Source organism: Bacterioplanes sanyensis (genome assembly GCF_002237535.1).
Classification (GTDB): Bacteria; Pseudomonadota; Gammaproteobacteria; order Pseudomonadales; family Oceanobacteraceae; genus Bacterioplanes; species Bacterioplanes sanyensis_A.
The window spans coordinates 2,336,179-2,348,324 of record NZ_CP022530.1; the positions used below are offsets into that span (position 1 = coordinate 2,336,179).

The 12,146-nt window shown below is 53.4% G+C and carries 8 protein-coding genes and 1 tRNA gene; 3 read left to right on the top strand and 6 right to left on the bottom strand.

The genetic code is table 11. The features are described from left to right. Nucleotides 1-39 precede the first annotated feature (39 nt). From CHH28_RS10910 to CHH28_RS10935, 5 genes are all read right to left on the bottom strand, one after another. Nucleotides 40-130, bottom strand: a tRNA-Ser gene (locus tag CHH28_RS10910). A 110-nt stretch (nt 131-240) separates the two neighbouring features. Further along, a complete protein-coding gene (locus tag CHH28_RS10915; protein ID WP_094060337.1) occupies nt 241-1,593 on the bottom strand; it encodes an aspartate aminotransferase family protein in 1,353 nt (450 codons plus the stop codon). Nucleotides 1,594-1,821: 228 nt separating this feature from the next. Continuing rightward, nucleotides 1,822-3,159 carry a cytochrome c oxidase accessory protein CcoG gene (gene ccoG / locus CHH28_RS10920; protein WP_157729882.1) on the bottom strand — a complete coding sequence of 446 codons (1,338 nt, stop codon included), beginning with the start codon at nt 3,157-3,159 and terminating at the stop codon, nt 1,822-1,824. Between the two features lie 639 nt (nt 3,160-3,798). Beyond that, nucleotides 3,799-4,182, bottom strand: coding sequence for a hypothetical protein (locus tag CHH28_RS10925; protein WP_094060339.1), 384 nt, complete (start codon nt 4,180-4,182; stop codon nt 3,799-3,801). A gap of 1,247 nt (nt 4,183-5,429) precedes the next feature. Continuing rightward, nucleotides 5,430-6,848 (bottom strand): sigma-54 interaction domain-containing protein, encoded by a 1,419-nt coding sequence (locus CHH28_RS10935; RefSeq protein WP_094060341.1) that lies wholly within the window; start codon nt 6,846-6,848, stop codon nt 5,430-5,432. Between the two features lie 138 nt (nt 6,849-6,986). On the opposite strand from CHH28_RS10935, the gene CHH28_RS10940 reads away from it, so the two are divergent. Continuing rightward, nucleotides 6,987-8,036, top strand: coding sequence for a DUF2333 family protein (locus CHH28_RS10940; protein WP_094060342.1), 1,050 nt, complete (start codon nt 6,987-6,989; stop codon nt 8,034-8,036). Nucleotides 8,037-8,180: 144 nt separating this feature from the next. On the opposite strand, the gene CHH28_RS10945 is transcribed toward CHH28_RS10940, so the two are convergent. Beyond that, nucleotides 8,181-8,996 carry a hypothetical protein gene (locus tag CHH28_RS10945; RefSeq protein ID WP_094060343.1) on the bottom strand — a complete coding sequence of 272 codons (816 nt, stop codon included), beginning with the start codon at nt 8,994-8,996 and terminating at the stop codon, nt 8,181-8,183. A 556-nt stretch (nt 8,997-9,552) separates the two neighbouring features. On the opposite strand from CHH28_RS10945, the gene CHH28_RS10950 reads away from it, so the two are divergent. Further along, on the top strand, nt 9,553-10,680 hold the full coding sequence (locus CHH28_RS10950; RefSeq protein WP_094060344.1) for a DUF6160 family protein: 1,128 nt from the start codon (nt 9,553-9,555) through the stop codon (nt 10,678-10,680). A 1-nt stretch (nt 10,681) separates the two neighbouring features. Further along, on the top strand, nt 10,682-12,145 hold the full coding sequence (locus CHH28_RS10955) for a hypothetical protein (RefSeq protein WP_157729883.1): 1,464 nt from the start codon (nt 10,682-10,684) through the stop codon (nt 12,143-12,145). Nucleotide 12,146: the final 1 nt, after the last annotated feature.

Genomic DNA, 12,146 nt, shown 5'->3' on the forward strand with positions numbered 1-12,146 from the left:
AAAAAGGCCGCTGCATCACTGCAGCGGCCTTTTAAAATATGGCGGAGGGATAGGGATTTGAACCCTAGATACGCTATTAACGTATGCCGGTTTTCAAGACCGGTGCTTTCAACCGCTCAGCCATCCCTCCAAGCGGCGCGTAATGTACTGCTAATCCGCGCGAATGTAAACCTTTGATGTGATTTTTATGTCATTCGTGCTCATTGGCGTACACATCTGGCTGCTTAGCAGGCCAACCTCTTAAGCGGCGTGCTCGGCGATGGCTTCTGCCAGTGCCTCGTCAGCAACGCGTTGCAGCCAATCCAGATCCAGGCTTTGGTGCGCTTCACAAATAAACCAAGGCTCGCGCGAATCTGGCTCCAGCATGATGCCTTTGTCGATCAGGCGATGGGCAAAGGTGGTGTAGAGCTCGCTGTTGGTTTGCTTCCAGTCGCGGTAGTTGTGTGGCACAGGTTGATCAGCACGGGTATTAAAGTGGATGCCAAACATCGAATCTGGGCCGGCAAACTTGTGCTCTATGCCATGGTTGCTAAACACCTGCGACAGCACGCGCTGAATCGCCGCACCGGTTTGGTGAATGGTCGCCAGCGCGTCGGTGTCTTTCAGCACGCTTAAGGTGGCGTAGGCCGCCGACAGGGCAATCATGTTCGCGGTGTAGGTGCCACCATGGGTCACGCCTTTGGCGCCAAAGTGAATGGTGTCCATTACTGCGGCGCGACCACCAAAGGCCGCCACTGGGTAGCCATTGCCCATGGCTTTGGCGAAGGTGGTCAGATCGGCATAGATACGATACAGCTCTTGAGCGCCGCCCTTGGCTACACGGAAGCCGGTTTTCACTTCATCAATGATCAACAAAGCGCCATGTTGATCGCATTGATCACGCAACGCTTGCATGTATTCCTGGCTGGCGGCAATCGAGCCGCAGTTGCCCATGATGGGCTCAATCACGATGGCGGCAATGTCATCGCCCAAACGCTGGAACACATCGCTCAAGGCGTCCAGATCGTTGAGCGAAATGGTTTCCAGGTGTTCGCGGCTGGCTTCTGGAATGCCGATGCCAAAGGATTTGATCTCTGGCGCGCTTTGCTGCTCTGGGTTCCAGCCATCGACATCGGGCTTCCACATCATCTCGTCGTACAGACCGTGAAAGCCGCCTTCGACCACCACGATTTTATTGCGCCCGGTGAAGCCACGAGCGGTGCGCACAGCGCCCAATACCGCCTCGGTACCGGAGTTGGCAAAGCGCATTTTTTCAATTTGTGGGCACAGGCTTTTCACCAGCTCGATCACCTTGGCATCGAGACCGGTAGAGAAGCCAGACATGGTGCCGACTTCGGTGATGGCTTTGATCACTGCCTGATCGATGCGCGGGTCACGGTAGCCCAAGATGATCGGGCCGTAGGCCAGGCGAAAATCGACAAACTCTTGGCCATCGGCGTCGGTCAGGGTACAGCCCTTCAATGATTCCACAAACACGGTATTGTCTTCGCCCCAATAGCGGTAGCTGTCGGCCACGCCCATGGGCATGTGGCGATGAGCGTTAGCCAGCAACGCATCGCGCTGGGGTTTGGGGGTGGACGATTGTGTAGTCATGTCGGTTTCCTGATGGTGCAGATAAGCGGTGGGGTGCCTGGCGCAGGTGCCGGGCCCTGAGTTGCGGCGATCATACCCATCGCTAGCAGTGATTCAAGCACGGGGCGCGGGTTTTGTGCCGTAAGCGAAAAAAAGACCTGCACCGGCGGCGAAGTGATACCGGGCAGGCCAAAGCGGAAGCAGAGTTACCGCACGAGGAGGAACAGGTAGAGCAAGCGCTTGGCGTCCTTAATTGGCCGCCAGCGTATGTCGATATGGGTTAGAGAACGTCAGGGTTTCGACTTCTTCCTGATCGCCATGGCGCACCCGTATAGCCACTTGCTCTTCGGCAAAACTCATGTCGCGCTCAATGGCAATGTTGGCGCTGCCATGGGCGCCAGCGCGCAAATGCAGCTCGGCCAGAGTTTGCTCGCCGTCGAGAATCACCACGGTGACGGGCTGTTGGCGACGGTTGTGAATTTTCACTGTGTAGTTGTTTTCGATGGTATCGGCTGGAGTCAGCTGGAATAGGCGCTGGCGATCGCGCTCGCTGCTGATGTCGATGTCCGGAGACATCATCGGCAGGCCCAGGGCCAGCACAAACGCCACGCTGGCGGCGGCGCCATAGCCCCATAAACGCCAGCGCTGGGCCAAAGTGAGCTGTTCTTCCGGCTCGTAAGCAATCAGGCCGGTAGGACGATTGAGGGTTTCCATGATCGAATCGCAGGCATCGACACAGGCGGCGCAATCGATGCAGGCAATTTGCAAACCTTCGCGAATATCGATGTTGGTCGGGCACACTTGTACGCACACGCCACAATCAACGCAATCGCCCAGTGCCTGGCCGTCGGCGCCTTTTTTACCGCGTGGCTCGCCGCGCTCAGCGTTGTAGCGCACGGTGTAGGTTTGGGTGTCAAACATCACCGACTGGAAGCGCGAGTACGGGCACATATGGGTACACACGCGCTCCCGTAGCCAGCCTGCGTTTAAAAACGTCAGCGAGCCAATAATCACCACCCAGGTGGTCGCAACAGCAGAAATATCGCCCTGGCGTACATCGGCCCACCAGTAAGTCAGCGGATAAAAATAACTCAGTGCAGTAATCGCCGTGGCCAAAGCCAATGCGGCCCACACCAAGTATTTAATACCGCGGCGCAGCTTCTGCAGACCGCTGCCTTTGCCCTGGTCCAATTTACGCCGTTGGTTGCGTGAGCCTTCGATTTTTTCTTCTAGCCAGATAAATAAAAACGTCCATACCGTTTGTGGGCAGCTATAGCCGCACCACAGACGACCGGCGTACATGGAAACAAAAAACAGCGCAAAAGCACTGCCGATCATCACCGGCGTGAGCAGCAGCAAATCTTTTGGCCACAATAGCCAGCCAAAGATATGGAACTGTTTTTCGTTAATATCTAAAAACACCGCCGGCGCATCGTTCCAAGTCAGCCATGGAGTGAGAAAGAAAAAAGCTAACAGCGGCCAACTTACGGCGCGGCGCCAGTTGCGAAAACGACCATTAAACAGCCGTACGCGGTGGGGCAGAGGAGCATCGGACGCTATCAGAGAAGAGTGGGATGGTGATGGCATGGAAAGCCTCATTTTGCATAATCACGGTTATCGACGCCGTCAGTACACAAAACGTGCCAGCCATACGATGCCAGTTTATTCGCTGGTTGCATTGATAGTGGGTATTTACTTGCTTGCGATGGCCACGATATATGGGCGCGATATATCGTGTTTCGCGCTATGTCGTGGGTAAGCAGCGATTATCGCGGTGTTTGGCAATCTAGGTCTCAGTCAAAGGTATGATTGTCGTCGGGGTGGGGGTGTAGTTTCGATAAATGGCGGGGGATGTGGATCGTTTTAGCACGGTCTGATTTGTGGCCGCCAAGCCCACTGTCCTCCTTGAGGGATCTTATCCCTCACGCTGGACGGGCGAACTCCCTGCCTTGCGCCGCACAGGCCGTTTTTCCCTCGTCGTCAATGCTGTGGTCGCCGCATCGCAAAAAGCCTACGTCCATGTAGGCCTTTTGCTGGCGCTGCCATCCAGGCAGCTCCTGCGGGCACAATCATTGCCAACTCTGGTGGCCTGCTAAGGCGCGGATAAGCTGGGCGCGAAAGCGAGAGTTTAGTTGCTCGGATGGGCGGCTGTACCTGAAAAATTCGAGGCGAAGAGCATTCACAGGCTTTCTGGTCGAAAATACCCTCTTTCCTGGGGATTGCCGTTTAGTCCGGCAAAAATGCATACCCCATGCGGAAACTCGCCAAGTTAATTTGCTTATTTAGGTCTAGAGCTGAGCACCCTAACCTTTTTACCGTGTTGTTCAGCTCGCGATACTGCATCCATTCCACCGATTTGGAAGAGGTATTCAATAAAAAATTTCCCAAATCGTCACCCCCTGCAGTCCATCCGTATAGGTAGCCTTTGGCGCACCCTTGGACTCCCATCACTTCTTTAGTAATAACCGGATTGGTGTAACCATAAAATATCCATCCATGATGGCCATAAAATCCCTGTAGGCGGTAGCCGCTCATTAGTCTGTAACTACTCCATGACATGACTAGTATCGCGATCCCAAACACTGCAACTGCATAAAATAATTTTTTCATTGATTTACTTAAGTCTCAAGGTGTAGGCGTGAAGTCATCATGATCTGTTTTTAGCTACTCAGAATACTGAAGTTGGCCAGTAGAAGTGTCTGTTGCAAAACCAATAGCAACAAACTCTCCTTTATTAAAGTCCATGTCCTGTTGATCAAGAAGCGAGCTGTCAACTACATAAGCTATGTTGATAGGGAGGTTGTTCATCTTTGGGCCGATATGCTGCCCTAAGAAGCGTGCACCAATTATGATATATGTGATTTTACGTCCATTGCTTAAGATTGGTTCTTTTAATGCAGCTAAATAGTATTCGGATCCATCTTTATGGCTAAGCTTCTTGAATATCATGCCTTTGATAGGTAGGTTTTCTTCTAACTCCGCAGGGCCAGAATCAATATCTGTAATCGAAAAGTACAGCCTGTATTTTGGTCTACTGGTTTGGTCAGGGCTAACTTCTACGCTATTGGCAACAGAAAAAGAAAAAAATTGATAGGATTAGCGTGAGTAGATTCTTCAATTTACATTCTTCTTGTATAGTGTTGTTACGTCTGTTTGTTAACTCGGGTGCAGTAAGTCTAATAATCCATCACAAGCTTTTGAGGTGATACCAGGTGCTCTTTTCTCTGGTGTTTCTTTCTAAGTTGGCGCGAATGCCAAACTTCGCATTAACTTCAAAGCTCCATCTTCCTAGAGGTAAACCGACTGATATATTTAACCCACAAGTTATCACTCCATAGAAACGCCAGCAAGTTGATAGGCAGTGATAGCGGGATGCTAATTTCAAGTTTTAAACTCGCTATTGCGACCAGGTTTTCCGCGCCCTAGCAGGCTGCCGGAGTTGGCAATATCTGTGCCCGCAGGGGCTGCCCGGACGGCAGCACCAGCCAACATCCTGCCGGGATGCAGGCTGTTGGCGTTGCGGCGACCACAGCATTGGCAACGAAGGAAATACGGCCTGCGCAGCGCAAAGCAGGGAGTTCGCCTGCCCGGCGTGAGGGATAAGATCCCTCAAGGAGGGCATAGGGCTTGGTGTAAAAGAAAAAGTTCATAGCCTAAGCTTTGGCCAAATTAAGATAGACCTCGGCACAGGTCATAGGGCGAGTACTGCGCAAAGTAGGGGCCCACTCGGTGCAAAACAGGGGCCCACTCGGGGTGAGAGATGCCTCAATCAGGGCATAATCCTGGTTTTAAAACTCTGCGAATCAACCATTAAGCCCTAGCGCTTGCACGCAGAAAAACACGCCACCGGCAGCTATTTATCGTATCCCTAATTTTTTCATCCGTGACCGTAACGTCGACTCCGGTAACTCCAGCAACGCTGCCGCACCCTGTTTACCACCCACCACGCCTTGGCAGTAATCCAATGCATGCAAAATATGTCGTCGCTCCGCGTCCATCATTGACAACGGTCGAGCGCTGGTTTGCTCTGGGCTGATGTCGCTACTCAACGCGGGCAAACGTAATTCGTGTTGCCCCAAGATCAATGCATGTTCCAGCACGTTGACCAGTTCACGAACATTGCCTGGCCAGTGATAGTGCATCAGCTGGCGCAGTTGTGCTGGGGTCAGGGTGGGCATGGGTTTGTTTAGTCGGCGTGCCAAGCGTTGTAAATAATGTTGAATTAACAACGGAATATCGCTGCGGCGCTCACGTAGCGGGGCTACCTGCAACGGAAAGACGTTAAGGCGAAAATACAGGTCTGCCCGAAATAGACCGTCGCGCACCATGGCAGTGAGGTCTCGGTGGGTGGCAGCGATAACGCGCACATCCACTTTTAACGTGCTTTCACTGCCGAGACGTTGCAGCTCACCGTTTTGCAATACGCGCAGTAGTTTTACCTGCGCTGCGGCAGACAGTTCGCCCACTTCGTCGAGGAATAGGGTACCGCCGTCGGCTTGCTCAAAGCGTCCAGCGCGACGTTGGTGAGCACCGGTAAAGGCACCGCGTTCGTGGCCAAACAATTCACTTTCTAACAAGGTGTCACTTAACGCGCCGCAGTTGACCTTTACCAGTGTGCGTTGGCTGCGTTGACTCAGGCGGTGGACCGCTTCGGCGACCAGCTCCTTACCGGTACCGCTTTCACCTTGAATCAATACGCAGCTCGGCGTTGGCGCCACCTGGCGAATGGCCTCTTCCAACTGGTGCATGGGTTCGCTTTGCCCCAGCAGTTCGGTACTGGTTTTTTGCTGCTGCAGCTCTTCTTGCAAGTAGCGATTTTCTGACTGCAGGTGTTGTTTTAACTGTTGCACCTGTTGCAACGCAGCTTGCAGGGACCGCTGTTGCTGCAGGCGTTCGGTGATGTCTTTAAACACCACCACGGCACCGGTGATTTCGCCGTCTTCGATGATGGCGGTGCTGGAGTATTCCACCGCAAAACAGTTGCCATCTTTACGCCAGAATACTTCGTTATCGCGGTGGGCGCTGTCGCCGGTAATCAGGGTTTGATAAATCGGGCAGTCTTCGTGCGGGTAGTGGCTGCCGTCGGCATGGCTGTGATGATGAAACTGATGAATACTCTGGCCTTGGATTTCTTCCTGGCTCCAGCCGGTGAGGCGCTCGGCGGCAGGATTGACGAAGGTGGCGTGGCCGTTGGCATCCAGGCCATAGACACCTTCGGACATGGATTCGAGAATACGCTGGTAGCGATGCGTCAGTTGCTGAGGAGACAGGGCCATAATGAGCTGCTGTTTGGGTGCAAAGGCGCCAGTATATCAGCGCTAGCTGAGGGTTATAGCTCTTGTGACTCGTCCATTGGGCGATTAGGCTTGGCAGCTGAGCAACCACAACCGATGTTTTTGGGGAAGCAACTATCTATGAGTGGATTAAAGGATCGTATGGCAGACGGTAAAGAACGTTTGCGAGACTGGTGGGCCGACGGTGGCCTGATGCGTGGTGGCCTTCTCACCTTGGTCGGCATTTATTTGCTGGGCGCTGTTGTGGTTGGCATCTACTGGAGCCAAGAGCCTGAGTTTTTCTCGGTGAAGGCAGAAGCACAAAACCGTGCTGATGAACTTGGGGTTGAGCCCGTGGTGGGTTTTACCACCACCGCAACCTTGATGAAGATAACCGACACCTTGCTGCATAAACCCGGCGGTTATCTCAATAACGACTTATTTCCTCCTGGTGTTTGGCTGGACAATATTCCACGCTGGGAATTTGGCGTATTGGTACAAGTGCGCGACTTTTCTCGTGCATTGCGCAAGGACTTCAGTCGTTCGCAAAGCCAATCAACGGAAGACAAAGACCTGTCTATTGCTGAGCCACAGTTGCACTTTGATGCACGCAGCTGGGCGATTCCATCGTCAGAAAGTGAGTATCGCCGTGGCCTAGAGGCTTTGGAGCGCTACTTGGAGCGTTTATCCGATGAAGACACCAGCGATGCGCAGTTCTACGCCCGTGCCGACAACCTGCGGCAGTGGCTATTTGATGTGGAAACCCGCCTTGGCAGCTTGTCGCAGCGTCTGAGCGCTTCCATTGGCAAACGCCAAATTAACACTGACTTAGCCGGTGACCCGGCGGCGACTCAATCCACGCCGACAGCAGATGAGCAAGAAGTCAAAACGCCATGGACTGAAATCGACGACGTATTCTACGAAGCGCGCGGCACAGCATGGGCGCTGGCGCATATTTTACGCGCGATTGAGGTGGACTTCCGCGACGTGTTGGAAAAGAAAAACGCGCTGGTGAGTTTGCGACAAATCATTCGCGAACTGGAAGCAACGCAAGAGCCAATGTGGTCACCGATGATTTTAAACGGCAGCGGTTTTGGTGTGTTTGCTAACCATTCGTTGGTGATGGCGTCATATATTTCACGCGCTAACGCGGCTATTTTGGACTTGCGCGAGCTGTTGTCGCAGGGCTAAGGCTTTTTAGCTGGCAATAGTAGGCCGGGAATCCACACATTCCCGGCTTATCCTCTCTTTTTATTGTACTGTTTACTGCACTTTTTACAGCGCTATTCCCGCGTTTTGCATGCAAAACAGACTGCCGTCGCCGTAACTAGCCGCCTATAGCGGCACATCGATGTTCAGCGTCATGCTGACGCTGCTTTGCCCCTGATTCACATTCGTACCTTCAAACTGGGTGGTCAGCTGCGCTTGCAGTGGGCTCACGGTGGTGCGGATGATGTCTGGCTGGCTGGCCGTCAGGCCATTGCGACTGTCTCCCTCGCTGTTGATGGTGCTGACCACCGCATATTGCTCGTCTAACAAGGACACGGCGAGGGTGCTTGAGCCTTGTTCGCCCGTCGCTATCAGCGAGATCGAATGCAAATCTACCTGGGCGGCTTGCCCGCATCCTTGCTGCAGCCGTCGCTCCATTCGGCGAGTAAAACACTGCACCGGCTGATTCAGGCTGAGCTGATTTATCTGCTGCTCGACTTGCCCTAGGCTAGGCCGCGCTGATGCTATTCGAATCATTTGGCTGTGCTGATTGGCAAAATGCACTGGCCGGCGCTGCGGACCTTCGTCGGCGGTTAAATCGTCAAGGGTTATGCCATCAAAACGGCTATTGCTGTGGTAGCGAAACTTGGGGTGTTGCCCAGCACCAAAAAACAGCGGTAATGCAATCGCGTCTTGGGTGCTGGTCCAGTCGTGCCAGCCGCCTTCTACATCACAGCGGGCGATTTGATAGCCGCCGTTATGCTCGCGTACTTGCAGCGTACTGCTGTGCCACACCTGCGACACTTCACGCCCGCGTGCGCCCAAGTCGGTGATGGCATCGACGCGGTGTACGGCAAGCCAAACTCCGGCAGCGGATTCACCGCTTTGCTCCGAATAATCATCCAGAGAATAACTGTCAACTGAGCCGGCTTCTGCCAGCAACGGTGTTGCCGCTAGCGTTGGCAGTTGGGGAAATTCACAGCTGGCTTGGCCGTTGTCTGGTTGCGGGCTCGGTGAGTTGTCCGGCTCCCCCCATCAGAGCCGCCGCTATCCGGGCTGCCACTACCTGGGCTGCCACCGTCGGAACCGTTATCTGAACCGTTACCGTCACCCGGTTGTGAAGGTTCAGGCTGTGATGGGCTGGATTGACCAGTGCCGGAGCTGTTGCCCCCGCACGCACCCAGGCTCAGTAAGACGGTAGAAAGCAGTAAAAAGGGCATCGGCCTCATAAAAACACCCAAGTTATTGTTGTTATGGGCATCTACCATACTGTCTTTTGTAACTCCATGTAACTTTATAAGGCGTATTCGGTACATCTTTACAAAGTTCTGTAGGCCAATGGTGGTAAGGGCTACAGAGAGGTCAGCGGCAAATAATGCGCGCTTGGCCTGATTTGCGGCGTGGCTACGCCGGGTAGGTAAGTAGAACTGGTGTACCGATCCTGATATGTTGCACGGGCGTATCAGCAAAAATAACAACAATAATCAGGGATTCCACCATGCCCGCACGCCTTCTCAGCAGTCTGCTGGGCGTTTGCCTGGCGACACCGGTGTTTGCACTCAAGCCTATGGCCGATCAGCAATTGGCGTTGGTAACAGGGCAAGCGCAGGGATTGCGTTTGACCAGTGAGTACGACGCCCGCATCGATAGCATCAGCTACATCGACGACGACGGCGTTGGTGCGAACGGCAGCGTGGGCTCGTTGTCGCTGTCTCCCGTGCGACTGTTTACCCCCACCAATCGTCCGATAGAAATCGATATCGAAGTCAAACAGGTGAATGGCAAAAAAGCGGTGGTTTTTACCAATCGCGATTTGCCGGTTGAGTTGCGCGTGGGGTCGTTGGCGATCAATGGCGACTCATTAGGTGGCGTTGGCCAGGGTAATTTTGCCATCGCCAACGGCGATGCCTTGGTCACTCGTATGTACGCTGGCGGTGATGTCGGCAGTGGTTTTACTCTCGATGTGCTGATACCGGCTTCTATGAGTTTTGATGCCTATTACGAGGACGATGGCGCTCGCCTGACCAATACGCTGAGTTTCTCCGACCCACGTGATGCCAACGGCGGTGGTTTGCAACTGAGCGATATGACCTTCGATTTGGAGCAAGACGGGCTGCGCATCGGTGTGCCGCAGGTATCGAACGGTAATTTTAATATTTACAACGCTCGCTTGGGCGACGACGTCTTAAATTCGTTGGCATTTCGCAACATCTCTATTCCCGACGGCGGCTACTGGCTGATTAAAAATGCCGAAGCGGCCAATGATATTGGCATCGAATTAGATAGCCGCTTGCCGCAAGGAACGGCACTGCAATTGGTCTATATCGCCGGCGCTGTGGGCGACAATTACCCCAATGCCGAAACTCACGAATTCAGCGCAGATGTCGCGCTGCTCAGTCACCTCGACGTCAATGGGCTGCGAGTCAATGTGGATGGTGAACGCGGCCTGGTGCTCGATTTTGATCGTAATACCACAACGGATGGCATTAGCGGCAACCTGCGCATGAGTAACATGGTGTTGCAACGCAGCGATCGAGTCGGAGCATCGTCACCCGTGGGCTTGGGCACATTGGATGCGCAAATTCATTTGTCGCAAAACTCTTTCTTGCAGATCGAGGGGCACTGATATGACAACTTGGACGTGTTTCATTCCCCTCGCTGTGTTGGCTATGCCCAGTGTCGCGCTGCAGCCGTTATCGGAGCTGTCTATGGCGCAGGTCACCGGCCAATCCGGATTGACGGTCGAGACCACCATTAACCACGCACAGGGCGACGTATTAACCGCTGCGGAATTTCGCTTTACCGAAGCCGACCGCACTGGCGATGGTCAGGACGAATACCTGGCGCTGGAAAATATTCTGGTACGCGCCACGCAAGACGATGGCAACGGCGGTCGGGTGGGAGACAGCTTTGTCACCACGCTGGATGTCTCCGCCAATGGCGATCTGATTATTCGTACCAGCGACATGGACTTCCTGACATTGCAAACCGGTAAAGTCGTGATGGGTGGGCGCGCGCTGTTCGAGTCGGTAGCGATTAACGATTGGAATTTTGCTGGCAACAGTTTTATTGAAACCACCGTGTTAAATGAAACCGACGGTGCGCGAATTCGTTATCGCACAGTGATGGAGGATGGCAGCGGTCTGGGCTTTGCCTTTAGTGAAGACGGCGTAACCTTCACCTCCGACGTTTTATTTAAACCCGCCAGTGGCAACAGCGCCTTTGTTAGCGAGGTGTTCCTCAGTGGCGGCCTAGACGGCGTCAAACTGGAATTTGGTGAAACGCAAGGCAGCTTTGAAATCAATAACATCACTTTGCGCAACGCCAATGGCGATAACCTGTTTGGCAGCAACGATTTTGGTGATGTTGGCTACGGCGATATTGATGTGGTCAGTGGCTATATGACCATCCAAGCAAACGATGCCGCAGGCGCAGAGGGAATACGCGGGTCCATTGCCAGTAACGTCACCATAGGCACAGCGTTTTATCGTACCGGGGATCAGCGCATCAACTTTCGCAATGCCGCCATCAATACTAATGGCGACATTAATTATCAGCTGGACTTTCTCAACAATGGTTTTGCCACTGGGCTTGAGGGTGTGATTGATGGCGTCAGCGATGTGGATTTTGTCGTCGGTGCTCTGACACTCAGTAATGGTGATGGCAGTGATGAGTCTGTCAGCATGGGCGCTTATGGCATCGAAAACCTGAATTTTAATGGCGGCAGCTTAGAGGTGGGTTTATACACCCTCGGCGGCCAGGGCAGCCAGGGTTTGCGCCTGGACAGCAACTTGTCGGGCAAAACCAGCTTTGATTTGACCATTAAAGACTCGCCAATTGACGATCCTTTTAATAGCTCTGCTCCAGCGCTGACCGCTGAAGTCGTGATGCAAAACGTATCGTTATCACAAACCGTAGATCAAACCGAAAAAGGCCTGCACATCGGTATTGTCGACGCCAGTCTGGACGCCAGTGTGAATAGCATTCAACTGGGAACCGGTGCCAATTATCAAGGGCAAACCGGTCGTGTGGTGATTAATAATTTAAGTATGCAGCCCGGCAGTTATCTGCGGGTTCAGCCGTTGCAGTAAG

Bases quoted from the DNA above. Each gene is read 5' to 3' on its own strand.
- CHH28_RS10915 (WP_094060337.1), bottom strand. From the start codon at position 1,593: ATGACTACACAATCGTCCACCCCCAAACCCCAGCGCGATGCGTTGCTG.
- ccoG (WP_157729882.1), bottom strand. From the start codon at position 3,159: ATGCCATCACCATCCCACTCTTCTCTGATAGCGTCCGATGCTCCTCTG.
- CHH28_RS10925 (WP_094060339.1), bottom strand. From the start codon at position 4,182: ATGAAAAAATTATTTTATGCAGTTGCAGTGTTTGGGATCGCGATACTA.
- CHH28_RS10935 (WP_094060341.1), bottom strand. From the start codon at position 6,848: ATGGCCCTGTCTCCTCAGCAACTGACGCATCGCTACCAGCGTATTCTC.
- CHH28_RS10940 (WP_094060342.1), top strand. From the start codon at position 6,987: ATGAGTGGATTAAAGGATCGTATGGCAGACGGTAAAGAACGTTTGCGA.
- CHH28_RS10950 (WP_094060344.1), top strand. From the start codon at position 9,553: ATGCCCGCACGCCTTCTCAGCAGTCTGCTGGGCGTTTGCCTGGCGACA.
- CHH28_RS10955 (WP_157729883.1), top strand. From the start codon at position 10,682: ATGACAACTTGGACGTGTTTCATTCCCCTCGCTGTGTTGGCTATGCCC.